Consider the following 24,354-nt stretch of genomic DNA (forward strand, 5'->3'; position numbering starts at 1 on the left):
TTCGGGGTAAGGGTGTCGGCGAAGTGTCCCGAGAACGTGGGAACAGATGTCGCCGCCCACAGGGTTCGGCCGTACGCTCGGCAGGTGCCCGGACCCGATGTGATCGCTCCATCTGAGAGCGGGCGTCGTGGCCCGGTGCCGGGCACAGCGAGATCGGCGTTCTCCCACCGGACGTTTCGCACCATCTACCTGGGGGCGTTCGCCTCCAACATCGGAACCTGGATGCAGAACGTGGTCTTGGGGGCACTGGCCTATGACCTGACCCGCTCGGCGGTGTTCGTGGGCATCATGACCGCCGCTCAACTGGGACCACTACTGGTGTTCTCGATGGTGGGCGGCATGCTGGCCGACGCCTTCGACCGCAAGAAGGTGCTGCTAACCCTCAGCATCCAACAGGCGATCTTCTCGGTTCTGCTGGCGTTGGTCGCCGTGCCCGACCAGCCCAACAAGGCGCTGCTGGTCTTGGTGGTGTTGTGCATCGGGATCGGCAACGCCCTCTATGCCCCGGTGTTCAGCGCCGTGGTCCCGGTGTTGGTACCCAGAGAGGACCTGTCTGGCGCCATCTCGCTCAACTCGGTGCAGATGAACGCCTCTCGCATCGTCGGGCCCGCCATCGGGTCGGTGATCTTCGTCCGCTTCGGCGCCTCGTGGGTGTTCCTGGTCAACGCCGCCAGCTTCGCCGCCATCGTGGCGACGATCTTGCGGGTACCACTTCCCGAACCGCCATCCACGGGGGCCCAAGGCCTACACCGGCTCCTCGAAGGCGTGCGGGTGGCCCGCACCGACCGGGTGGTGGGCCAGTGCTTGGCGACGATCTTCACGTTCTCGTTCCTGAGCCTTCCCTTCATCACCCAGATGCCCGAGATCGCCGCGGTGAACTTGGGCATCGAAGCCCGCAGCGGCAGTTACGGCGCGCTCTACGCCTGCTTCGGCCTGGGTGCCGTGGTGGGTGCACTGTCCATCGGAACTGTGTTTGCCGGTTCGTCGATGGCTCGGGTTACCCGCTTTGGCCTCATCGGCTTCGCCGTGATGTTGGTGACGTTCGGATCCCTGCGCAGTCCGGCTCCAGCGTTCGCGGTGATCCTTCTGCTCGGTGGCGTCTACTTCGCGGTCATCACCTCCCTGTCCACCGTCCTCCAACAGGACCTCGACGACGCGGTTCGAGGCAAGGTGATGGCGTTGTGGATCATGGGCTTTGGCGGCACCGTTCCCTTTGGTGGCCTGCTGGGCGGATGGTTCCTCGAACGCACCAGCATCATGGCCATGATCGCGGTCGGAGCCGCGGTGGCCGTGGCCCTGGCCGCCACCATGGACTATCAGCCTCACCCCGCTGAGGGTCCTAGCGGATAGGTCCGGCCGTCGTCGCTGCGAGGTTGATCAGACCGTGGCTCCGCCTCGGTCTAGCCACGCCGTGTTCATAGGTCGGCTCGTCTGTCCGCTCGCCTCCTGAGGCCGGGTCAGTGCTCCAGCAGTAGGGCCACCACCCGCTCCAGGCCGGCCGAACGACTGGCCTTCACCAACACCGCGGTGTCTGGCCCCGTCGGCCCGTGGGATCGGACCGCCGCGGCCGCACCAGCCACGTCGGGCGCGGCGACCTCCACGTTCGCGTAGCGGGGCTCGGCCACCGAGATCACCTCCAGACCCAACTCCTGGGCCAGCGCTGCCGTTGCCTCGTGATCGGCTTCAGCGACCGACCCCAGTTCGGCCATGGTGCCCAACACCGCCACCCGACGTTGGGCTGGGAGCGCGGCCAGTGCCCGAAGGGCGGCTGCCATCGACGTGGGGTTGGCGTTGTAGGAGTCGTCGAGCACCCGGGTTCCGTCAGGGGCGGTGCGCAGGTGCATTCGCCCTCCGGACAAGACAGCCCGAGCCAGTCCCTCGGCCACCGCTTCGGGTTCTGCTCCCAGGCCCAACGCTGCCGCGGCCGCCCCGAGGGCGTTGGTGATCTGGTGCTCCCCGGCCACAGCCATCTGCACCGTGGCGTCGCCCCAAGGGCTGGCGAGGTGGAATCTGGCTCGCAGGTCGTCGCCCAGCCTCACCCGTTCGGCGCGCACCTCACCACGGATACGCCCGAAAGTGAGCACCCGGGCCTGACTGCGTGCCGCCATCGCCGCCACCAACTCGTCATCGGCGTTGAGCACGGCGAGACCAGATTCCGGGATCGCCTCGACCAACTCGCCCTTGGCCATGGCCACCGCGGCCAAGGAACCGAACTGCTCCATGTGGGCCCCGGCCACCACGGTCACGACTCCGACGGTGGGCCTGGCCACGGTGCAGAGGTCGGCGATGTGGCCGATGCCTCGTGCCCCCATCTCCACCACCGTCACCTCGGTGCCGTCGGGGGAACCGAGCAAGGTGAGGGGAACGCCCATCTCGTTGTTGAACGATCCGATTCCGGCGTGGGTGGACCAGGTAGTTCCCGCCACCGACCGGAGCAGGTCCTTGAGCGAGGTCTTGCCCACGCTTCCGGTAACGCCGATCACCTCACCCGCCAGCCGGGTTCGTGCCAGGCGCCCCAGCGCGGTGAGCGCCTGCGACGTGTCTTCGCAGCGCACCGCGGTGGCTGCTTCGATCGGGCCGTTGGTCAGGTAGGCCGCGGCGCCGCCGGCGAGAGCAGCACCGATGAAGTCGTGACCGTCACGGTCGGCCACGATCGGTACGAACAGTTGACCGTCTCCGATGGTCCGGCTGTCGATGCTCGCCCCGTCCACGGACGTCTCCCGACCGAACACCTCGCCGTCGAGTGCCGCAGCGATGTCGGAGGTGGTCAGTCGCACCGATCAGACGCTACCGGGCCAATCCCACCCGTCTCAGCCTCGACGTCCCGGCGAAGCGCAGGGAGGATCGTCAGGCTCCTTACAATCGGCGCCCATGGCTGTAGCTCCTGTCCGGCTCGTGGTGCTCTACGGCGGCCAGTCCGCCGAGCACGAGATCTCATGTATCTCCGCCGCCCATGTGCTGGCGGCGCTGGACCCTGATCGGTACGAGATCGATGCGGTGGCCATCACCCGTGACGGGCGGTGGATGCGGTCGCGGTCGCTGGAACGGGCGCTACGTTCCGACGAACGGGTGCTACCGGCCTCGCTGCCCGCTTCTCTCGGCGACCCCATCAGCGCCGACGACAACGATGACGACGGCGATGGGGTCGAGCTCGATCCCAGGCCAGTGCTGACCGAGACCGACGGCCGCCCTGTCGTCGTCCTGCCGGTCCTTCACGGACCGAGAGGAGAGGACGGCACCGTTCAGGGCCTGCTCGAACTGCTCGACGTCGCCTATGTCGGATCTGGGGTGCTCGGTTCGGCCCTCAACATGGACAAGGCCATGGCCAAGACGGTGGCGGCCGCGGCCGGACTGCCGATCGTGGCCCATCTGGCCGTGCGAGACATCGAGGTGTCGCCCGAGTCCAGCGGGTTCGACGAGTTGGTCCAACGAGTGGGTGCCGAGTTGGGGTGGCCGGTTTTCGTGAAGCCCGCCAACATGGGCTCCTCGGTCGGGGTTTCCCGAGCCACCGACCCCGCTGAGCTGGCAGCGGCCGTGCAGACGGCGACCTCCCTCGATGAGTGGGTGGTGATCGAAGCGGCGGTATCGGCCCGTGAGGTCGAAGTAGGCGTGATCGGCAACCACGAGCCGAAGGCGTCGGTCGTGGGGGAGATCGTTCCCACCCACGATTTCTACGACTACGAGGACAAGTACCTCGACGGCGCCGCCGAGATGGTGGTCCCCGCCGATCTGCCCGTCGAGGTCGCCGAGGAGGCCCGCCGACTGGCGGTGGAGGCCTACAAGGCATTGCGATGTGACGGCCTGGCCCGCGTCGACTTCTTCTACGAAGAGCAGCGCGGCGACGGCAGGCCGGGCCGCGGGCTGTTGTTCAACGAGATCAACACCATGCCCGGGTTCACGCCGTACTCCATGTTCCCTTCGCTGTGGGCTGCGGCCGGGTTGAACTACGGGGCCCTGTTGGACAAGTTGATCGACCTGGCCTTGGCCCGCCACCAACACCGAACCCGCCACCGCCTACCCCACTGACCCGACACAGGGGAACGGTCACCTCGCAGCGACGACGACCGGACCTATCCGCGGGGACCCTAGAGCGGCGGTGACCTCGGAGATCAGCGCGCTTCGCCGGTTGCGCAGCCACACCAGATCGGGAGGCAGACCCACCGCGGCCCGGATCTCGGCCTCGGTCGCCAGCCCCACGACCCGCGATCCGGCCGCCAGCAGCGCGCGACGTGCCTGTTCGTCGCTTGCCCTACCACCACCCTGAGCGCCACCGATCGAGTGGACCGCGGTGTCGAGCAAAGGATCCAAGGCCTGGCGGAGGTAGCCGAGTGCGGTCGGCCCGACCCTGGCCACCTCTCGCAGCAGCGCCAGCAGCTCGGGCCGGGAACGACCCAGGCGGAAGGTGGCGTCCACGGCGGCGGCCACCCGCCGTTCGAAGGAGCCCGGTTCGGCCGCTACCGCCTCGGAGAGGTAGGTGCCCAACTCGTCCACGGCGTGGTCGATGACCGATTCCAACAGCCGGTCCTTGGACGGGAACCAGTAGAGGATCGTCTGTTTGCGCACCCCGATGTCGGCCGCCAGGGAATCCAGAGACGTCGCTTCCACTCCGCGCTCGGCAAAACGAGACAGTGCGGCGGCCAAGATCCGCTCGGAGGTGTCCGATCGAGGGCGCTCACCGGACCCGTCGGCCACCCGAAGCGCGCTGTTGCGTCGCGCCGGGCCAGAGCGAGGCCCTGACGACCCGGCATCCTCGACCGCCTCGTCGGTCCGGGTCCGGTCCACCACCCCACAATGCTCGCACATCTCTCTACCATTTGGTAGACAATGGGGGTGATCGCCGACGACCTCGCCGGAAAACGCATCGCCGTCACCGGATCCACCGGCTTCCTCGGGACCGCGCTGGTCGAACGACTCCTGCGCTCGGTGCCCGACTGCGAACTGGTCCTGTTGATCCGGGCCGGACGCATGCGCAACGTGGAACAGCGCGCCGCCCGCGAGATCTTCAAGAACAACTGCTTCGACCGGATCCGCACCGAACTGGGCGGCAAGGATGCCTTCGACGCCGAGGTAGCCCGGCGGGTTCAGGTCATCGAAGGCGACGTCGGCACCGACGGCCTGGGCCTGACCGATGCCGGGCGGGCCGTGCTAGCCACCTGTGACATCGTCATCCACTCGGCGGCCACCGTCAGCTTCGACTCGCCACTGGACCTGGCCGTCGAGGTCAACCTCATGGGTCCGACCCGCATCGCCCGAACCCTCGGCGACCTCGGGGTCACCCCCCACCTGGTGGCCGTGTCCACCTGCTACGTGGCTGGCAACCGTCGTGGCGCCGCCCCCGAGATCCCCGTGGACGACAGCCCGTTCTGGATCTCCGACATCAACTGGCAGCGAGAGGTCGACGGCGCCCGGCGGCTGCGCGCCGACGCCGAAGCGGCCAGTCGCCGTCCCGAACAGCTGGCCCGGTTCATGGACCAGGCCCGCAACGAGTTGGGCGGCGCCGGCACTCCCCTGCTGGCCGCCAAGTCCGAACAGCACCGGGCCGACTGGGTGAAGGCCCAACTGGTCGACGCCGGCCGGGCCCGGGCCGCATCGCTGGGGTGGCCCGACGCCTACGCCATGACCAAGGCGCTCGGCGAGCAGGCCCTGGGCCAGAACCGGGGTGCGGTGCCGGTTTCGGTGGTCCGCCCCGCCATCATCGAATCGGCGTGGGCCGAGCCGGTGCCGGGCTGGATCCGCGGCTTCCGTATGGCCGAGCCGGTGATCATCTCCTACGCCCGGGGTCTGCTCAAGGAGTTCCCCGGCGTGCCCGAGGGCACTGTGGACGTGATCCCTGTCGACCTTGTGGTCGGGGCCATCATCGGGGTGGCGGCCCGGGGCCCGGCCAACGCCGACGGCTCCCCCGACATCACCCAGGTGGCATCGGGTTCGGCCAACCCCCTCAAGTACGAGCGCCTCGTCGACCTGGTGCAGAGCTGGTTCGCCGAACACCCGCTGTATGACGCCGAGGGCCAGCCCATCGCCGTGCCCGACTGGGGTTACACCACACGCAACAAGGTTCAGGGTCAGCTGGAACGGGCCAAGTCCGCCTTGGACCGGACCGAGAAGCTGATCGGGGCGCTGCCCCTGCGAGGCAAGCAGGCCGAATGGTCGGCCAAGGTCGAAGAGCAGCGAGACACGGTGTCGCGTGCGCTCACCTACGTCGAGCTCTACGGCGCCTACACCTCGTGTGAAGCCATCTACGGGGTGGACCGACTACTGGCCCTTCAGGGATCGCTCGCTGGAACCGACGCCGACACCTTCTGCATGGATCCCCGGGTGGTCGACTGGGATCATTACGTCCACCAGATCCACCTGCCCTCGGTGGTCGAACACGCCCGGGTCCGCACTGACGGCCGCAAGGGTCGAGGCGAGTCACGCTCGGACCGATTGCGCCGTCAGGTCCTTTCCCCGGACCGCCAGCTCGCCGCCTTCGACCTGGAGAACACCCTCATCGCCTCCAACGTGGTCACCAGCTACGCCTGGCTGGCCAGCCGCCGACTCGACCGGGACGACAAGCTCCGCCTCACCGCCAAGCTGCTCGGCGAAGCCCCCGGCCTGTTGCGCATGGACCGGGCCGACCGCAGCGACTTCCTCCGCCAGTTCTACCGGCGCTACGAGGGCGCTCCCGTGGAACAGATCCGCGAAGACTCCGCCGAGATGCTGTCCCAGCTCATCTTGACCAAGAGCTTCCCCGCCGCCATCCGCCGAGTCCGCGAGCACCGGGCCCTCGGACATCGCACCGTGCTCATCACCGGCGCTCTCGACTTCGTCGTTGAACCCCTACGTCCCCTCTTCGACGACATCGTCTCGGCGTCACTCGCCGTCGGCGACGACGGTCGCTACCTCGGGCAGATGGTCGACGTGCCCCCCACCGGTGAGAGCCGGGCTTCGGCCTTGTTCGACTACGCCAAACTCCACGACCTGAACCTGGACGAAGCCGTGGCCTACGCCGACTCGTCCAACGACCTGCCCATGCTCGAAGTCGTCGGCTTCCCGGTGGCGGTCAACCCCGAGACCCGCCTTGCCAGCCTGGCCCGCAAGCGAGGCTGGCTGATCGAACAGTGGTCCAAGGCCCCCGGCTTTCGACCCAACCCCGTTCCGCTGGCGCCGCGCCGCACCGTGAACCGGCCCGCTCCCCGATGAAGGTCACCCGATGAAGGCGATCCGCTTCCACCGCAAACCTGCCCGCTACGCCGCGGCGGCCGTGGCCGGTCGGCTCCGGGCCGGTTCGGGCGCATCGATCGGTCCGCTCAGCCTGCGCGACGTGAACGAGCCCGACCTGCCCACGCCGGAGTGGGTACGCCTGCGTCCCCGCCTGGCCGGCATCTGCGGCTCGGACCTGGCCACCATCGACGGCCATTCCAGTCGCTACTTCGAACCCATCGTGTCTTTCCCGTTCACTCCCGGCCACGAGGTGGTCGGCGACCTGGACGACGGCACCCGGGCGGTGCTGATCCCGGTGCTGTCCTGTGTCACCCGCGGCATCGATCCCCCGTGCCGGGCCTGTGCCCAGGGTCGGACCAACCACTGTGGACGCTTGGCCTTCGGCCACCTCGAACCGGGTCTGCAAAGCGGGTTCTGCGAATCGACCGGCGGCGGTTGGTCAGCGGAGATGGTCGCCCACCCCAGCCAGATCCTGCCCATCCCCGATCACATGGCCGATGAGGCCGCAGTGATGGTGGAGCCCACGGCCTGCGCCGTGCACGCCGCCCGGCGGGTGGGTGCCCTCGGACCGCTCGGCACCGTGGCCGTCATCGGCACCGGCACCCTGGGCCTGCTCACCATCGCCGCCCTGCGCCACCCCACCAGCGGTGCCTCGGTCGAGCGCATCGTGGCCACCGGCAAGTACCCCCACCAAAAGGACCTGGCCGCCAGCCTCGGTGCCGATCTGGTCGTCGCCCCGGGCGAGCTGGGACGGGTGGTCCGTTCGCTCACCGGTCCTGGGTGATCGGTGAGGCTGACGGCGCCACCGGGCGAGGGCCAGCTCACCGATGGTGTCGACCTGGTGGTCGACTGCGTCGGCACCGACGCGAGCCTCGCCCAAGCCCTACAGGTGGTAGCCCCCGGCGGCGAGGTACTGGTGGTGGGCATGCCCGGCCATACCAGCCTCGACCTCACCACCCTTTGGCACCGTGAGACCGCCATCCGAGGCTGCTACGCCTACACGCGAGCCGATTTCGAAGCAGCGTTGGCCGTGGTGGTCGACGCTGATCTCACTCGCCTGGTCAGCGCCGCCTATCCCTGGCCCGCTACCGCGAGGCCATCGACCACGCCGCCACCGCCGGCCCACGAGGTGCGGTCAAGGTGGCGTTCGACCTTCGACAGGCCCCCCCGCGGGCGGGGCCCCCCCCCCCCCCCCCCCCCCCCACCCCGCCCGCACCAAGGACCATCGCTGATGCCCCGCCCCGGTTTCGTCCTCGACGTAGACAAGTCGACCCCGCCGATCCTGTTCCACCACGGCGAGGGCTTCCGCCTCGAGAAGTTGCCCGCCGGCCGCAGCCGGGTGATCTACCCCGGTGAGCCCCTGGCGCGCTCGACGACGTGGAAGCCGAGATCCACCACGCCCTCCACAACCCCCTCGACATGGAGCCGCTACCGGCCCTGCTCAAGGCGGGCATGAAGCTCACCATCGCCTTCGACGACATCTCACTGCCGCTGCCGCCCATGAAGCGGCCCGACATCCGCCAGCGGGTCATCGAACAGGTCCTCGACCTGGCCGCCTCGGCCGGAGTCGACGACGTCCACCTCATCGCCGCGCTGGCGCTGCACCGGCGCATGACCGAGGCCGAGCTGCGCGAAGCGGTCGGTGACCGGGTGTACGACGCCTTCGCCCCGTCGGGAGCCCTGTACAACCACGACGCCGAGGACCCCGACAACCTGGCGTTCCTGGGCACCACCAAGCACGGCGAAGAGGTCGAGATCAACAAGCGGGCCGCCGAGTCGGACCTGTTGATCTACGTGAACATCAACATCGTGTCCATGGACGGCGGCCACAAGTCCACTGCCACCGGCCTGGCCAGCTACCGCTCCATCAAGCACCACCACAACGTGCACACCATGCAGCACTCCCGCAGCTTCATGGACCGCCACAACTCCGAACTCCACCACTCCAACTGGCGGATGGGCGCTGTCATCGCCGACGCCGGGGTGAAGGTGTTCCAGATCGAGACCACCATCAACACCGACACCTTCGGCCAGGACGGCCCCATGTCGGTGCTGGCCAAGCGGGAGTGGGAATGGACCACCCGGGACCGGGTGAGCTTCATCGGCATGCAGCAGGGTCTCAAGCGGCTGTCCAGCCCGACCCGTCGCAAGATCTTCCAGAACCACCGCGCCCCCTACGGTGTCACCTCGGTGACCGCCGGTGCCATCGAGCCCGTGCACGAGCGCACCCTCACCCACTGCTTCGACCAGCACCTCGTCGAGGTCGAAGGCCAGACCGACATCTTGACCATGGGCCTCCCCTACATCTGCCCGTACAACGTCAACTCGATCATGAACCCGATCCTGGTGATGTGCCTCGGGCTCGGCTACTTCTTCAACATGTACCGGGGCAAGCCGCTGGTCCGTGAGGGCGGCGTGCTGATCATGACCCACCCCACGCCGTGGGAGTTCCACCCGGTTCACCACCCCAGCTACATCGACTTCTTCGAGCAGGTGCTGGCCGAGACCACCGACCCCAAGCTGATCGAGGAGCGCTGGGAGAAGCAGTTCGCCGAGGACGAGTGGTACCGCCACCTGTACCGGACCAGCTACGCCTACCACGGCGTCCACCCGTTCTACATGTGGTACTGGGGCAGCCACGCCCTTCAACACCTGGGTCGGGTGATCGTGGTCGGTGGCGACACCCGGGCGGTCAAGCGCCTTGGTTTCAAGGCCGCCTCCACCCTCCAAGATGCCCTGGAGATGGCCGAGGACGTGGTCGGGCCGGGAGCTTCCATCACCCACTACAAGAACCCGCCACTGGTAATGGCGGACGTCAAGTAGGGACCAGACGATGGCCGACCGCAAGGGTCTGGAGAAGCTGGCCGCCGCCTACGAAGACACGGTTCGGAAGGTGCCTCGGCCCCGCGACCTGGTGTCAAAGGCGTCGTTCCCATATGCGCCCCCGACCGTTCCCCTCACCGTTGAACCGCGACGGGACCCGAAGAACCTCGGCGCCCACTACGACTCGGACTGGGCCCGCCGGATGCCGGCCCGCTACGGCCGGTACTTGCTCACCGAAGGCGTCCTGCGTGCCGTGGTCGCCGGTCTCGCCCAGCCTGAGCGTCGCGGGCTCGACCGCCTGGCCGACCTGGACGGACCGGTCATCTTCGCGGCCAACCACCACAGCCACCTCGACGCTGGCCTGCTGATCACCTCGCTTCCCGAGCCCCACCGCCACCAGGTCTTCGCGGCCGCGGCGGCGGACTACTTCTTCGATTCGAAGATCAAGGCCACGGCCTCGGCCCTGGTGCTGAACGCCATCCCCATCGAGCGCACCAAGGTCAACCGCCGATCCGCTGAACAGGCCGCCGAGCTGATCGACCGGGGCTGGTCCATGGTGATCTTCCCCGAGGGCGGACGCTCCCCCGACGGCTGGGGCCAACCCTTTAGAGGTGGCGCCGCCTACCTGTCGATCCGCTGCGGCGTCCCGATCGTGCCCGTACACCTGGCCGGCACCGGCAGGATCCCGCCCAAGGGCAAGAACCGGCCGAAGCCGGGCCGCACCGTCGTCACCTTCGGCAAACCGTTGATCCCCGGTGAGGGCGAGCGGTCCCAGACGCTGGCCGACCGCCTGGAGCGGGCGGTGGCGGCCTTGGCCGACGAGGCGACCACCGACTGGTACTCAGCTAGGCGCCGAGCCGCCGCCGGTGAGACCCCGGTGCTGGGTGCACCCACCGAGGGCGCTTGGCGCAAGGCGTGGGCCTTGTCCGCTCAACGCAAGCGGCCCCGAACCACCACCAAGGCTTGGCCCGAGCTCTGACCAACCCGCCGATCAGTCGGCGGAGGAGTCACCGGGTGCCATCGGCGAGCCCACTCCCGGTGTCACCAGCAGGCGTAGGAGAAGTGGTGCCGGATCGTGTCGTCTCGGGTGACTAGACGCGCTCCGGCCGCTACCGCCTGAGCGACGATCAGCCGGTCAAAGGGGTCACGAGTCCAGGAAAGACCGCGGGCGATCGAGGCGACGTTCCCGAACGGCTCGTCACACTCACGCAGGTCGATGGACCTGCGTAGCTCCGACAGGATCTCAGCAGGATCGATCTCGAGCCGCCCAACCTCGCACAGGTAGGTGAGCTCGAGCCCGACCATAGGAGAGACCTCCAAGCAGTCCTCTTCAATCATGTCCCTGGCACTCTCGGAAAGCCTTGCGTGCTCACCGGTGACGAGCCACACCACGACATGTGTGTCCAGGTGGGTCAGGGTCGCCACGCGTCCGACCAGTCGCTGTGGACGAGGTCGTCGGGGTCCCCGATGATGACCCCGAGCGCCCTAATCCGGTCGAGCCGTGACGTGGGTTCCTCATCGGGCACGATCCGCAGCGTTCGTCCGCCACGAATGATCTCCACCGGCTGCCCCGTGGCCAGTACCTCATCGAGGATCCGGTACACGTTCGCACGCAGCTTGGAGGCGGTTATGGCCATAGGTACGAGAATAGCACGTACGTGCGATAGCAGCGCGTACGTACGCCTCCTGGTGTGTTCGGGTGTGGATTATGGAAGGCATGCCAAGAAGTCGGCCGAGGAGGTCGACGGGGGATGGCTTGGCCTCATCCCCGGGCGCGGCGAGGTCGCACTGCACCGTCAACACGAATGTGTTCCCGACGAAATCACCAGAGCGGACACCGTCGGAGCTTTGGCTACTGGGTGGTGGTCGACGTCGAATCCGAGATGTCTGACCCTGTGGGTGCCGTAGTCGAAGACCTCGGTGCCGACGACGTAATGGTGGTGGTGGTGGTGCGGTCCTGTTCCTGGCACTTGGTCAGAGCGGCGCGGGTCAGGTCGTAGGGGTCGTCGTCTCGGTCGGGGTCGTCACGAGGTCCCGACCCCTGGCCGCCCTCGACCAGACGTATCAGGTCCTCGTCGGGCAGGTTCTTCAACAGCGCATCGCTGACACAACGCGACAGATCAGGCGACAGGCCCGAGTCCTCGAACGCCTGGACCAGTTCGCCACGACCGGGTACGTCGGCCCCACACCCGGTCAGCCCCAGCACGGCGGGGATCAGCCCCGCAGCCACCAGCAGCCCTCCGAGGAAACGCCCACGCCTGAACATCTCGGCGACAATACCGGGCACCAACCAGCTCTCCGTCGTCGCCGTAGTCGGACCCCCCGGAGCACCACCCGCCTAGGCCGACTCAGCGATGCCCGGATTCATGACATCTGCCAAACGATGGCAATCGCGGTGGACTGCTGACCGCAGCTACCGAGCAAGACGTCGGCGCAGTTCCACGTGGACCTCGGGGCCGAGGATTCGTTCCAGGGCGGGAGCCAACGAGTCGATCACCGGCTCATCGCCCACATAGGCCAACTCCCCTTCGGTACAACACCAGTGCATGGGGTCGCCGTCGTCACCCCAGTCGGCCCGAGACCAAGCCCGCACGGTGGCCTGCTCTCGACCATCGGGCCGGTCGACCCAGTCGACCTTAACGGGCAGTTGCCAACACACCGACGGCTTCCAATCCAAGGGTGACTCGCCGTCGTCGACGGCCGCGATGTGCAGGGCACAGCCCTCACCACCGGTGAAGCCCGGCCGGTTGAGGAACACACAGGCCCCGTCCACCACCCGGGTGAAGGTCCTGGTCTCATCGGCGAAGACCCCACCCTCGGCGGCGGTCCGATGGAACTGGAATCGGGCCGGATCAAGGGTGGCGGCCAGACCCGAAACCGTCGCCGCCTCCTCCTCTCCGTCGAGATGTGCACCCACCGAACAGCATCCCTGGTTCAGCTCCGGTGCCGGTTCGGCCAATATTCCCAGACATCCCCGACCCCAGATGCAGGCCCAGTTGGAGGTCACGAACTCTCGGTCGATCAACCAGACCGTATCGCCGGTCTCGATCTGCTCATATCGGTGCAGATCGCGGTTGTGGGTGCCGACCTCGGCCCCGGAAGGATCAGAGCTGGGGTCAGCGGTCACCGGTCGAGGTTAGGTCGACACGCCGACCACGTCCGTCGTCCGGGCCCCACGAGGCGACCTCAAACGGTCAGGCCCTGATCAGGATCGGCTGGGTTAGATCGATGTACTCGTCGACGGTCTGGAGCCTGGTCCACTCCTCGAACTGGCGGGCCAGAGAGTCGGGCATGGCGTCCTTCTCTCGCCGCCGCGCCTCGTTCTCGCTGGAGAAGTAGGCCACCGCGGCATAGGCACCGTCGGAGAAGTAGGCGGTGGTGGTACCGAGCAGGTCCGGCCGGAGCTCGGGCAGCAGATCTTCCATCTCGTGCTCCAACGCCACGGCGCGGTCACGGTCGGTGACGTGGCCTTCCATCACCTGCACGAAGCCCGCCTTCTGGGCGTCGCCGTTGCGCATTTCGACCACGTCGTCGGTCTCGTGGAAGGTGACATTGCCGTCGAGGCACGCTTCCATCTCCGTCCACCAAGCCGACTGCTCGGGCCGGGCGGCGTTGGCCTGTGCCGCATCTCGATCCACGAACCGAGCCATGACCACGAACCGACCATCGCTGGCGACGCCACCGGTCGAGCCGATGTAACCGTGCGCCCCTGGCCGCAGGTCGCGCTCCCAACGATCTACAAGCGCTGCCACCCGGTCGGGCTGGTCGGTATGGCTTTCGATCACCTGAACGAACATCTCAACACCCCTGAATGGTCCGGCCCCCCCGTAGTCACGGTGCGCCCGAGACCTCTTACCGTCAACCCCGGACCGGCTGCCCGCACCGCGCCCTACCATCGGAGCGCTGTGGTCGTGAACGGTGAGTCGATGAACCTGGGAGACCGGCTGGGCGACAAGCCCGGAGTAGACGCCGCCGTCGACCTCTTCTTGGAGTGGGCCGCAGATCTGAACCTCGAGCTTTACCCCCACCAGGAGGAAGCACTTCTGGCCGTGGCGTCTGGTGATCACGTGATCGTGAACACCCCCACCGGCTCGGGCAAGAGCCTGATCGCCGCCGCCGCCCACACCGTCGCCATGGCCCGGGGTGAGCGCAGCTTCTACACCGCCCCCATCAAGGCCCTGGTGTCGGAGAAGTTCTTCGAACTGTCCCGCACCTTCGGCCCGGCCCGGGTCGGGATGCTCACCGGCGACGCGGCCGTGAACCACGAGGCCCCAATCATCTGCTGTACCGCCGAGGTCCTGGCCAACATGGCCCTGCGGGAAGGCAATCGGGCCGACGTCGGTCAGGTGGTGATGGACGAGTTCCACTTCATCGCCGACCCCGACCGGGGCTGGGCCTGGCAAGTTCCCCTGCTGGAGCTCAACCGGGCCCAGCAGATCCTGCTGTCGGCCACCCTGGGCGACACCACCCGCTTCGAGGTCGACCTGTTCCGCCGAAGTGCACGACCGGTGACGGTGGTCAGGTCGGCGACCAGACCGGTGCCCCTACACCACGAGTTCAGGATGGACCCGCTACCCGAGGTCCTCGACGAGTTGCTGGCCACCGACCAGGCCCCCATCTACCTCGTTCACTTCACCCAGGCAGGGGCCATCGACCAAGCCCAATCGTTGATGAGCCTGAAGCTCGCCACCCGCGAGGAGAAGGAGGCGATCGCCGCTGAGATCGGAGCGTTCCGCTTCTCGGCCGGGTTCGGGAAGGTTCTCAGCCGATTCGTCCGCAACGGAATCGGCGTCCACCACGCCGGGATGCTCCCCCGTTACCGGCGCCTCGTCGAACGTCTGGCCCAGGCTGGGTTGCTCAAGGTGATCTGTGGCACCGACACCCTTGGCGTCGGCATCAACGTGCCGATCCGCACCGTGGTGCTCACCTCGCTTTCGAAGTTCGACGGAACCCAGGTGCGGCTCCTCAGCGCCCGGGAGTTCCACCAGATCAGCGGCCGGGCCGGCCGAGCCGGGTTCGACACCTCGGGGCGGGTCGTGGTCATGGCCCCCCAACACGTGATCGACAACGCCCGCTCCGCGGCCAAGGCGCTGGCCAAAGCCGGCGGTGATCCAACCAAGGTCCGTCGTCAACCCAAGAAGAAGCCACCGGAGGGCACGGTGAGCTGGGCCGAACCCACCTTCACCCGCCTGGTCGGCGCCGCCCCCGAACCCCTCGGTGCGCCGCTGACCGTGACCCACTCGATGGTTCTAAACGTGCTGGACCGGCCCGGTGACGGTCGAGGAGCGCTCCACCAACTGCTGTCGGACAACCACGACACCGAAACCAACCGGGCTCGACATCTGGTTCGGGCGGCCGAGATCGAGCAGGCCCTTGTCGATGGCGGAATCGTGGAGGAGCTGGCTGATCCCGACGACCGGGGTCGGACGGTGCGGGTGACGATCGACCTCCAGGCCGACTTCGCCCTCAACCAGCCACTGGCCCCCTTCGCCCTGGCCGCTCTCGATCTGCTCGATCCCGAGTCCCCGACCTGGGCCCTCGACGTGGTGTCGGTGATCGAAGCAGTCCTGGAAGATCCGCGACCGGTCATCTCCTCGCAGGTGTCGAAGGCCCGGGGCGAGGCGGTGAGCCGGATGAAGGCCGATGGACTCGACTACGACCAGCGCATGGCCGAGCTGGAGTCGGTCACCCATCCCCGACCCCTGGCCGAGCTGCTGGAGCCGATGTTCGAGGTCTACCGAGGCCGCCACCCCTGGGTGGCGGAGTCTCCGCTGTCACCCAAAGCCGTGGTGCGGGAGATGTGGGAGCGGGCCATGGGCTTCGCTGACTACGTGCGCTTCCACCAGATCGCCCGGGCCGAGGGCGCACTTCTGCGCTATTTGACCGACGCCTACCGCACCCTGGTCAAGACCGTGCCCGAGGACACCAAGACCGACGAGTTGGTGGACCTGACCGAGTGGCTGGGAGAGCTGGTCCGCCAGGTCGACTCCAGCCTCCTCGACGAGTGGGAGGCGCTGAGCCATCCACCAGATGGGGTCGAGCTGACACCTCCGGTGGACCACGTGCCGCCGCCGCTCACGGCCAACCGCCGAGCTTTCGCGGTTCTGGTCCGCAACGCCATGTTCCAACGGGTGGAGCTGGCCGCACTCAGGCGTTGGGATGCCCTTGGCGACCTCGACGGCGACGAGGGCTGGACACCCCAGCGCTGGTCCGAAGCGCTGGCGCCGTTCTCGGCCGAGCACTCTTCGATCGGCATCGACGCCGACGCCCGCAACCCCGTCCACCTCGCCATCACCGAGCAGCCCGGGATCTGGTTGCTACGTCAGACGCTGTGCGACCCGGACGGCGACCACGACTGGGCTCTGGTGGCCACCGTCGACCTGGCTCGCTCCGACGAGGAAGGCGAAGCCGTCATCGCCATGGTGTCGGTCGACAGACTGACCGACTGACCGCCTGACCGCCTGACCGACATGCCAGAGGACCAGAGCTATTGGCGGTAGCTGGACAGGAAGTTGCCCAGGCGTTCTATGGCCACCTTCAGGTCTCGGGCCCAGGGCAGGGTGACGATGCGCAGGTGGTCGGGCTCGGGCCAGTTGAAGCCGGTGCCTTGGACCACCAGGATCTTCTCCTGCAACAACAGATCGAGGACCATCTGGGAGTCGTCGTGGATCTCGTGGACCTCGGGGTCGAGGCGGGGGAAGACGTACAGCGCCCCCTTGGGGACCACACAGCTGACACCGGGGATCTCAGACAGGGCCTCGACAGCAGTGTCACGCTGCTCGAGCAGTCGGCCGGCCGGACCGATGAGACCCTCGATGGACTGCTGGCCGCCTAGGGCAGCCTGAATGGCGTGCTGCGCAGGGGCGTTGGGGCACAACCTCGATGACGCCAACAGGTCGATGCCGTCGAGGAATCCCTGGGCATGGTTCTTGGGTCCGGTGATGGCCATCCACCCCGACCGGTATCCCGCCACCCGGTAGGTCTTGGACAGCCCGTTGTATGTGATGCACAGCTGGTCTGGAGCCAGCGAGGCCACCGATGTGTGGGAAGCTCCGTCATAGAGGATCCGGTCGTAGATCTCATCGGCCAGCAGCAAAAGCTCGTGCTCGCGAGCCAGCTCAGCCACACCAGCCAATACCTCCGGGCTGTAGACGGCACCGGTCGGGTTGTTGGGGTTGATGACCAGGACGGCCTTGGTGCGAGCGCTGACCTTGGCGGCCATGTCGGCCAGGTCGGGGTTCCAGCCGTCGTTCTCGTCGCAGCGATAGTGGACCGGAGTGCCACCGGCCAGGCTCACGGCCGCGGTCCACAGCGGATAGTCGGGCGCGGGGATCAAGACCTCGTCACCGTCGTCGAGGAGGGCCTGCATGGTGAGCATGATCAGCTCGGACACGCCGTTGCCCAGGTAGACGTCGTCCACATCCAGGTCGGGGAAGCCAGGTACCAGATCATATCGGCTCACCACTGCTCGGCGGGCCGACACGATGCCCCGTGACTCCGTGTAGCCCGACGCCTCGGGCAGCGCGGCCAACACGTCTCGCAGGATCGCTTCGGGGGCCTCGAAGCCGTACACGGCTGGGTTACCGATGTTCAGCTTGATGATCTGGTGGCCCTCGGCCTCGAGCCGGGCGGCCTGGGCGTTGGCCGGCCCCCGGATCTCATAGACGACGCCCTGAAGCTTGCTGGCCTGGGTTAGTTCACGCACTAGGCCATGTTGGTCCACGGCGGTCCAGACCGTGGCACCGGTTCTCTGCACTCACCGCAGAGACGAGGGAGTGGAGGCTCAGCGCCGACCCTGGGCCAGCTCGGCCAAGAACTCTTCTTTGGTCATCTTGGGCTTGTCTGATGCGGTGTCGATGCTGGCGATGGAGTCGCGCATGCGAGACAGCAGATCGGTGCCGCCGCTGGGAGCCGAGGCCCAGTGCTGGTCGAGCGCCCTGCTGAACTGTTCGGTGGTGAGATCCTCGGGGTGTTCCATCGCTTCGCCTCCCTAAGTGCCAACGGTGTGACCCGAGTGGGCCGTGAGTGCACCGATCGTAGTGCACGCGTCGCAGGAATCCATGGATGTTCTGTTCAAGTTCTGTGACGATCAGGCCGATACTGCGCCCGTAGCGCTCCGTCCGGGACCGGGAGGTCCGGCAAAGGCCTGGATGATGTCCAGCCACCGCCGCGCATCGGGGCCGGTGGCGGTCACCACGACGTCATTGCGGTGACGACGCCGGGTGGCGAGCAGGCAGAAGTCCAGGGCTGGCCCTTCGATCCGCTGGAGGGCCGACGGGTCACCCCACACCCACTGCTGCCCATCGGGTCCGTGAAGAATCACCGTGATGTCCTCGTCGGGAGCCACCTCGCCGTGTACCGAGTAGGCGAAACCTCGGGCCCGCACCGCGATGTGGGCCACATGACGGAGTCGATCAGTGGCTTGGCGGGTGACAGCGAAGGTGTCGGCGATGTCTTGGCCGTGGGCCCAGGTCTCCATGAGCCGGGCCGTGGCCATGGACGCAGCACCCATCGGGGGCCCAAACCAGGGCAGCCGCCCACCGGGTGCGACCTGCCCCAGCGCATCGATGAGCTCACCACGACCCGCTCGCCAGGTCTCGATCAGGGCATCGACACCGCCTTGGTCGGCCAGGGCCGGAGCCGCCCAGGCCTCGGCTTCAGCGTCCACAAATCCATCGGGGTCGTGCATGGCTCGATCCAGGAGGGCCCCGAAGTCGGCGGGGTCGGTAGCGGCCAGCACCGCGGCCCGGTCCGTCCAGGCCAGGTGGGCTATCTGATGGGCCACGGTCCAGCCTGGCGCTGGGGTCGGTCGGTCCCACGCGTCGAGTCGTTCGGCGACGAGCGCGTCGAGGGCATCGCTCTCGGCAACCAGATCGTCCAGCAGTCGGTCGAGGTCCATGACCGGAACTCTCCCACAGGGGTTACGCTCCGGCGATGGCCACCGACACCATCACCGTGGAGCGACAGATCGCTGCTCCGCCCGAAGCAATCTTCGCCCTCGTCGCCGATGCCAGCCGGCACCGTGACATCGACGGTTCCGGCACGGTCCGAGACGCGAAAGGTGCGGCCAACGTGCTCAAGGCCGGATCCACCTTCGGCATGGCCATGAAGTGGGGCGTGCCCTACTCGATGGTGAACACGGTCATCGAGTTCGAGCAGGATCGGCGCATCGCCTGGCAGACCCGGGGTCCGGGTCCGCTCGGCAAGGTCATGGGCGGACGGATCTGGCGCTACGAGTTGGAGCCGAGCGAAGGTGGGACCCTGGTCAAGGAGACTTGGGACATCTCCCAGGAATCGGCGCTGGGCAAGCCCGGGGTCCGACGGTTGGCCGACATGACCCGCAAGAACATGGAGAAGACGCTGGCCCGCATAGAGGCCCTCGTCACCGCCTGAACCAAGTGTCGATAGCGCGCGGCTATCGACGACATAGCCACAATCGATCGACTTTGGCAATTGAACCTCGGATTTCCGATCTATAGTTCCTATCGGAAAGTTCCCTACAAGTTCCTGAGGTACACGAGCCATGACCCTGGTCAACTCCGAGATCAAGCCCTTCTCCACCACCGCCTTCCACAACGGTGCCTTCGTCGATGTGACCGACGCCGACGTGCGCGGCAAGTGGGCGGTGTTCTTCTTCTACCCGGCCGACTTCACCTTCGTTTGCCCCACCGAACTGGGCGACATGGCCGACCACTACGCCGAGCTCCAAGGCCTGGGCGTCGAGGTCTACTCGGTGTCCACCGACACCCACTTCGTGCACAAGGCCTGGCACGAGGCCTCCGAGACCATCGCCAAGATCACCTACCCGATGCTCGGCGACCCCAGCGGTGACATCTCCCGCAACTTCGGGGTCATGCGCGGCCAGCAGTTCGATGACGGCGACCCGGTCGGCAACGGCATCGGCCTCGCCGACCGCGGCACCTTCCTGGTCGACCCCGACGGCGTGATCCAGTTTGAAGAGGTCACCGCCGAGGGCATCGGCCGCAACGCCGCCGAACTTCTCCGCAAGATCAAGGCCGCGCAGTACGTGCGCAGCCACCCGGGCGAGGTCTGCCCCGCCAAGTGGGAAGAGGGCGAAGCCACCCTGGCTCCCTCCCTCGACCTCGTAGGCAAGATCTGACCTAACCCCCCCCGAGATCCGTCGGGTGTGGGGGTTCCCGCCACCCCACACCCGACACCTCGGCCACGAAGGGCTCTGCCCCCGAGCCCCCGGTGGGATGCCGCTCCTCTCGGTGCGGCTCTGCGCTGCTTCACATCTCCTCACGCTTCACGGAGTGATCACCATGCTCGACGCCAATCTCGCTGCCCAGCTCAAGACCCACTTGGAGAAGGTCACCCACCCCGTCGAGCTGATCGCCGCCCTCGACGATGGGGCCAAGTCCACCGAGTTGTGGAACCTGCTCGAACAGATCGCGTCGCTGTCGCCCAGCCTCAGAGCCCGACGTCTGGAAGAGGTCCCACCAGGGACCCGGCTCCCGTCGTTCACCATCGAACGGACCGGAACCGATACCTCGGTGCGATTCGCGGGGATTCCGCTAGGGCACGAGTTCACCTCGCTGGTGCTGGCCCTGCTCCAGGTGGGAGGCCACCCCTCCACCGCTGACCCCGCCGTGCTCCAACAGGTTCGGGACCTACCCGGCGACTACCACTTCGAGACCTTCTTCTCGCTCACCTGCCAGAACTGCCCCGACGTGGTCCAGGCCCTGAACCTGATGAGCGTCATCAACCCCCGCATCCGCCACGAGTCGATCGACGGTGCCTTGTTCCAAGATGAGGTCGAGGCCCGCAAGGTGATGGCCGTGCCCTCGGTGTTCCTCAACGGCGAGCCCTTCGACCAGGGTCGCATGAGCCTCGAACAGATCGTGGCCCGCCTAGACACCGGAGCCGCCGAACGCCAGGCTGCTGCCATCGCCGACAAGGACCCCTTCGACGTGTTGGTGGTGGGCGGTGGTCCCGCCGGCGCGGCCGCTGCCGTATACGCCGCCCGCAAGGGCATCAACACCGGGGTGGCCGCCGATCGCTTCGGCGGCCAGGTGCTCGACACGATGGCCATCGAGAACTTCATCTCGGTGCCCTACACCGAAGGCCCCAAGCTGGCCACCGCGCTCGAACAACACGTCCGCGAGTACGACGTCGATGTGATGAACCTCCAAGAGGCCACCCGCCTGGTGCCCGCCGGCGACGACGGGCTGACCACCATCGAGTTGGCCAACGGTGCCAGCCTCAAGGCCCGCGCCGTGGTTATCTCCACCGGGGCTCGCTGGCGCACCATGGGTGTCCCCGGCGAAGCCGAGTACCGCAACAAGGGCGTTGCCTACTGCCCCCACTGTGACGGACCGCTGTTCAAGGGCAAGCGGGTGGCGGTGATCGGCGGAGGCAACTCCGGCGTCGAGGCGGCCATCGACCTGGCCGGGATCGTCGCCCACGTCACCCTCATCGAGTTCGATTCCCAGCTTCGGGCCGACGACGTGCTCCAGCGCAAGCTGCACAGCCTGCCCAACGTGGACGTCGTGGTGAGCGCCCTGTCCACCGAGGTGCTGGGCGACGGCGAACAGGTGACCGGAATCGTCTACACCGACCGCACCACCGATGAGAGCCACACCGTCGACCTGGATGGGATCTTCGTGCAGATCGGTCTCTTGCCCAACACCGAATGGCTGAAGGGGACCGTCGGGCTGTCACCGCGAGGCGAGGTCGAGATCGACGACCGAGGCCAGACGTCGGTGCCGGGCGTGTTCGCCGCCGGGGACTGCACCACCGTTCCCTACAAGCAGATCGTGATCGCCATGGGAGCTGGGGCCACTGCGGCGCTCAGCGCCTTCGACCACCTGATCCGCACATCGGCTCCAGCCGAGCCGGCCCTGGCCTCGGTCTGAGCCCAGCCGACGACCGGAGGAACCACGGTGAACCTTCGGGATCTGTCCTACCTGGTGGCGGTGGCTGACCACCGCCACTTCGGTAGGGCGGCACAAGCCTGCTACATCAGCCAGCCCACCCTGTCGACCCAGATCAAGAAGCTGGAGCGAGAGCTCGGGGTTGCTCTGGTGGAGCGCAGCTCTCGACGGATCCTGCTCACCCCCGCCGGCGAGCAGGTGGTGGCCCGGGCCCGCGGCGTTCTCAGCCAGGTCGACGACATCCATCGGGTAGCCGCTCAAGCCCGCGATCCCGAGGCCGGCAGCATCCGCCTTGGACTGTTCCCCACCCTGGCCCCGTACCTCTTGCCCCACGTCGTGCCCGGCATCCACACCCGGTTCCCACACCTCGAACTCCTTCTGGTCGAGGAGAAGACCGAGGTGATCCTGACCCAGCTCCGCTCCGGTCAGCTCGACGCCGGGGTCCTGGCCCTACCGGTCAACCACGACGGGCTGTGCCTGCAGCCGTTGTTCACCGAGGATTTCGTCCTCGCCGTTCCCGCCACCCATCCGCTGGCCGCCGTACCCGGACAGATCGATCGCACCGTCCTGGCCGGGCTGGATCTCTTGTTGCTCGAGGAGGGCCACTGCCTACGTGATCAGGCGCTCGAGGTGTGCAGCCTGGCGGGCGGAACCGAACGCCGTGGCTTTCGGGCCACCAGCCTCGAGACCCTCCGCCAGATGGTGGCGGCCGGGGTGGGTGTCACGCTGCTTCCCGAGCTGGCGATCCAGGCTCCCGTCGCTCCGTCGGAGGACATCGTGCTCCTGCGGTTCAACGACCCCGCCCCCAGCCGTCAGATCGCCCTTCTGTGGCGAGAGACCAGTACCTACCAGGACCTGCTTCCCGAGCTCGCCGCCAAGCTGGCCGAGTTGCCCGCAGGACTGGTCGGCTCGACCTGATCGGCGCATAGACATCCCGAGCGATAGGTCCGGTCACACCGCAGGACCGGGGCGCGACGCGTCTGGCCTGAACGCCGGGGTCCAGCCCGCCAGTTCCAGGAGGATTCCGTCGGGACCGAAGAAGTACACCGACCGGACGAAGACGTCTTCGGTGACCGTCGGTGACAGGCCGAACTCGGAATCGTCGTGGTTCCACACCTCGGTGCACTCGATGCCAGCGTCGATGAGTCGGGCCCGGTAGTCCTCGATGAGATCGGGGTCCACAGCGAAGGCAAGGTGGTTCATGGATCCCACCGCGCTGGGGATCTCGCCCCGATCGGGCAGGCACGGCGCTGACGCCACACCAGGGGCGACGGGCGGAGCCTCAGGGAACCAGAAGAAGGCGAGGTGGTCGTCCCCGCCGATGTCGAAGAAGAAGTGCTGGCCCATCCCGGCGGGCAGGTCGATGGTCTTCACCAGAGGAAAGCCGAGCAGCCCCTGGTAGAAGTCGACGGTGCGCGCCATGTCCGAGCACACCAGGGCCACATGGTTGACGCCGTTGGTCTTGATCCCCAGGTCGGTCATGGCGCCAGCCAATCACGTCTGACCCGAGCGCGCTCAGCCCCGGAGCGGGGCGAAGGCCTCGATCAGGGCGTCGAGCCGGTCCGCCCGTTGAGAACCGGTGCCCAAGGCGAAGTCGGGCACGATCAACTCGTTCACCCCGACCTCGTCGTAGGCCGCGACCTGCTCGGCGATCCGGGTCGGAGTACCCACCAGCACCGGTCGAGGTGCCAGACCGTCGGCAATGGCCTTTTCCTGGTCGAGGGAGTCGGTGTCGGTGACGATGACCACGGCCTGGGTGGAACGGATGATCTCACCGGGCTCACGCCCCAGCGCCTCGCAGTGACGCTGCACCACCGCGAACCGTTCGACGTTGTGGGCGGGCGTGGACCACATGTTCCACTCGGTGGCGTAGCGAGCCACGATCCCCAACATGCGGTCACCCTTCCCGCCGATCAGTAGGGGCACCGGAGCCTGGACCGGCTTGGGCTCACAGATGGCATCGGTCACGGTGTAATGGGATCCGGTGACCGAGGTGCGAGGACGGCTCAGGAGCCCGCTGATGATCTCCACCCCCTCGGCGAAGCGGTCGATCCTCTGACGCAGCGAGCCCAAGGCGATGCCGTACTGGTCGTGTTCGTTCTCCTGCCACCCGGCCCCAACCCCCAACAGGAGCCGGCCGCCCGACGCGTGGTCGACGGTGGCCGCCCAGTTGGCCAGCACCGCTGGATGGCGGTACGTCATAGCCAGGACCAAGGTGGCGAGCCTGAGCCGCGACGTCTCCCCTGCCAGCGCCGCCACCGTGGCCGTCGCCTCCAGCAGCGGGTCGGTGACGGCACCGAAGCCGCCGCCGTCATCGGCCATGAAGTGGTCAGCGACGTACACACCGTCCCAACCGGTGGCCTCGACGTGGGCCACGAGATCGGAGAGTTCGTTCCAGCTCTTGGACAGCCACGGCCACACGGAGAAGCGCATG

Annotated in this window: 21 protein-coding genes and 2 pseudogenes; 11 read left to right on the top strand and 12 right to left on the bottom strand. The window is 67.4% G+C overall.

Annotated features, from left to right (window positions below; translation table 11 throughout):
- Positions 1-84: 84 nt before the first annotated feature.
- Positions 85-1,350: an MFS transporter gene (locus IPG97_18560; protein MBK6858491.1), complete on the top strand. Its 1,266-nt coding sequence runs from the start codon at positions 85-87 to the stop codon at positions 1,348-1,350.
- A gap of 107 nt (positions 1,351-1,457) precedes the next feature.
- On the opposite strand, the gene IPG97_18565 is transcribed toward IPG97_18560, so the two are convergent.
- Positions 1,458-2,777, bottom strand: a complete 1,320-nt coding sequence (locus tag IPG97_18565; protein ID MBK6858492.1) for a UDP-N-acetylmuramoyl-tripeptide--D-alanyl-D-alanine ligase — start codon at positions 2,775-2,777, stop codon at positions 1,458-1,460.
- Between the two features lie 94 nt (positions 2,778-2,871).
- On the opposite strand from IPG97_18565, the gene IPG97_18570 reads away from it, so the two are divergent.
- Positions 2,872-4,026, top strand: a complete 1,155-nt coding sequence (locus IPG97_18570) for a D-alanine--D-alanine ligase (GenBank protein MBK6858493.1) — start codon at positions 2,872-2,874, stop codon at positions 4,024-4,026.
- Positions 4,027-4,044: 18 nt separating this feature from the next.
- Here IPG97_18570 and IPG97_18575 read toward each other — a convergent pair whose 3' ends face one another.
- A complete protein-coding gene (locus IPG97_18575; GenBank protein MBK6858494.1) occupies positions 4,045-4,803 on the bottom strand; it encodes a TetR/AcrR family transcriptional regulator in 759 nt (252 codons plus the stop codon).
- Between the two features lie 21 nt (positions 4,804-4,824).
- Here IPG97_18575 and IPG97_18580 point away from each other — a divergent pair, with 21 nt between their 5' ends.
- The 4 genes and pseudogenes from IPG97_18580 to IPG97_18595 all read left to right on the top strand — a co-directional run bounded on the left by IPG97_18580 (position 4,825) and on the right by IPG97_18595 (position 11,005).
- Entirely contained in the window at positions 4,825-7,182 is a 2,358-nt protein-coding gene (locus tag IPG97_18580) for an HAD-IB family hydrolase (protein ID MBK6858495.1), read from the top strand.
- Positions 7,183-7,192: 10 nt separating this feature from the next.
- Positions 7,193-8,355, top strand: a pseudogene (locus tag IPG97_18585) (zinc-binding dehydrogenase).
- 79 nt (positions 8,356-8,434) lie between these two features.
- Positions 8,435-10,026: pseudogene (locus tag IPG97_18590) on the top strand (DUF2088 domain-containing protein).
- Between the two features lie 10 nt (positions 10,027-10,036).
- Entirely contained in the window at positions 10,037-11,005 is a 969-nt protein-coding gene (locus IPG97_18595) for a 1-acyl-sn-glycerol-3-phosphate acyltransferase (GenBank protein ID MBK6858496.1), read from the top strand.
- 62 nt (positions 11,006-11,067) lie between these two features.
- On the opposite strand, the gene IPG97_18600 is transcribed toward IPG97_18595, so the two are convergent.
- The 5 genes from IPG97_18600 to IPG97_18620 form a co-directional block, all read right to left on the bottom strand.
- Positions 11,068-11,451, bottom strand: coding sequence for a type II toxin-antitoxin system VapC family toxin (locus IPG97_18600; protein ID MBK6858497.1), 384 nt, complete (start codon positions 11,449-11,451; stop codon positions 11,068-11,070).
- The gene (locus IPG97_18605; protein ID MBK6858498.1) at positions 11,439-11,663 is read right to left on the bottom strand and encodes a type II toxin-antitoxin system Phd/YefM family antitoxin; all 225 of its coding nucleotides are present in this window, start codon (positions 11,661-11,663) and stop codon (positions 11,439-11,441) included. Before IPG97_18605 ends, IPG97_18600 begins: the two co-directional genes overlap by 13 nt.
- 215 nt (positions 11,664-11,878) lie before the next feature.
- Positions 11,879-12,292 carry a hypothetical protein gene (locus IPG97_18610; protein MBK6858499.1) on the bottom strand — a complete coding sequence of 138 codons (414 nt, stop codon included), beginning with the start codon at positions 12,290-12,292 and terminating at the stop codon, positions 11,879-11,881.
- A gap of 147 nt (positions 12,293-12,439) precedes the next feature.
- Positions 12,440-13,153 carry a hypothetical protein gene (locus tag IPG97_18615; protein MBK6858500.1) on the bottom strand — a complete coding sequence of 238 codons (714 nt, stop codon included), beginning with the start codon at positions 13,151-13,153 and terminating at the stop codon, positions 12,440-12,442.
- 67 nt (positions 13,154-13,220) lie between these two features.
- Positions 13,221-13,823, bottom strand: a complete 603-nt coding sequence (locus IPG97_18620; protein ID MBK6858501.1) for a hypothetical protein — start codon at positions 13,821-13,823, stop codon at positions 13,221-13,223.
- A 129-nt stretch (positions 13,824-13,952) separates the two neighbouring features.
- On the opposite strand from IPG97_18620, the gene IPG97_18625 reads away from it, so the two are divergent.
- The gene (locus tag IPG97_18625) at positions 13,953-16,475 is read left to right on the top strand and encodes a DUF3516 domain-containing protein (protein MBK6858502.1); all 2,523 of its coding nucleotides are present in this window, start codon (positions 13,953-13,955) and stop codon (positions 16,473-16,475) included.
- 38 nt (positions 16,476-16,513) lie between these two features.
- Here IPG97_18625 and IPG97_18630 read toward each other — a convergent pair whose 3' ends face one another.
- The 3 genes from IPG97_18630 to IPG97_18640 all read right to left on the bottom strand — a co-directional run bounded on the left by IPG97_18630 (position 16,514) and on the right by IPG97_18640 (position 18,925).
- Entirely contained in the window at positions 16,514-17,731 is a 1,218-nt protein-coding gene (locus IPG97_18630) for a pyridoxal phosphate-dependent aminotransferase (GenBank protein MBK6858503.1), read from the bottom strand.
- A gap of 78 nt (positions 17,732-17,809) precedes the next feature.
- Positions 17,810-18,004 (bottom strand): hypothetical protein, encoded by a 195-nt coding sequence (locus tag IPG97_18635; GenBank protein MBK6858504.1) that lies wholly within the window; start codon positions 18,002-18,004, stop codon positions 17,810-17,812.
- A gap of 111 nt (positions 18,005-18,115) precedes the next feature.
- Positions 18,116-18,925, bottom strand: coding sequence for a TIGR03084 family protein (locus tag IPG97_18640; protein MBK6858505.1), 810 nt, complete (start codon positions 18,923-18,925; stop codon positions 18,116-18,118).
- Between the two features lie 35 nt (positions 18,926-18,960).
- Between IPG97_18640 and IPG97_18645 the strand changes: the two genes are divergently transcribed.
- From IPG97_18645 to IPG97_18660, 4 genes are all read left to right on the top strand, one after another.
- Positions 18,961-19,419: an SRPBCC family protein gene (locus IPG97_18645; GenBank protein MBK6858506.1), complete on the top strand. Its 459-nt coding sequence runs from the start codon at positions 18,961-18,963 to the stop codon at positions 19,417-19,419.
- A gap of 130 nt (positions 19,420-19,549) precedes the next feature.
- On the top strand, positions 19,550-20,146 hold the full coding sequence (gene ahpC / locus IPG97_18650) for a peroxiredoxin (protein MBK6858507.1): 597 nt from the start codon (positions 19,550-19,552) through the stop codon (positions 20,144-20,146).
- Positions 20,147-20,309: 163 nt separating this feature from the next.
- Positions 20,310-21,902, top strand: coding sequence for an alkyl hydroperoxide reductase subunit F (ahpF, locus tag IPG97_18655; GenBank protein ID MBK6858508.1), 1,593 nt, complete (start codon positions 20,310-20,312; stop codon positions 21,900-21,902).
- A 27-nt stretch (positions 21,903-21,929) separates the two neighbouring features.
- On the top strand, positions 21,930-22,838 hold the full coding sequence (locus tag IPG97_18660) for a LysR family transcriptional regulator (GenBank protein ID MBK6858509.1): 909 nt from the start codon (positions 21,930-21,932) through the stop codon (positions 22,836-22,838).
- A gap of 33 nt (positions 22,839-22,871) precedes the next feature.
- On the opposite strand, the gene IPG97_18665 is transcribed toward IPG97_18660, so the two are convergent.
- Positions 22,872-23,402, bottom strand: a complete 531-nt coding sequence (locus IPG97_18665) for a VOC family protein (protein ID MBK6858510.1) — start codon at positions 23,400-23,402, stop codon at positions 22,872-22,874.
- A 33-nt stretch (positions 23,403-23,435) separates the two neighbouring features.
- Positions 23,436-24,353, bottom strand: coding sequence for an LLM class flavin-dependent oxidoreductase (locus tag IPG97_18670; GenBank protein ID MBK6858511.1), 918 nt, complete (start codon positions 24,351-24,353; stop codon positions 23,436-23,438).
- Position 24,354 lies beyond the last annotated feature (1 nt).

Source organism: Microthrixaceae bacterium (assembly GCA_016702505.1).
Lineage (GTDB): Bacteria > Actinomycetota > Acidimicrobiia > Acidimicrobiales > Iamiaceae > Aquihabitans.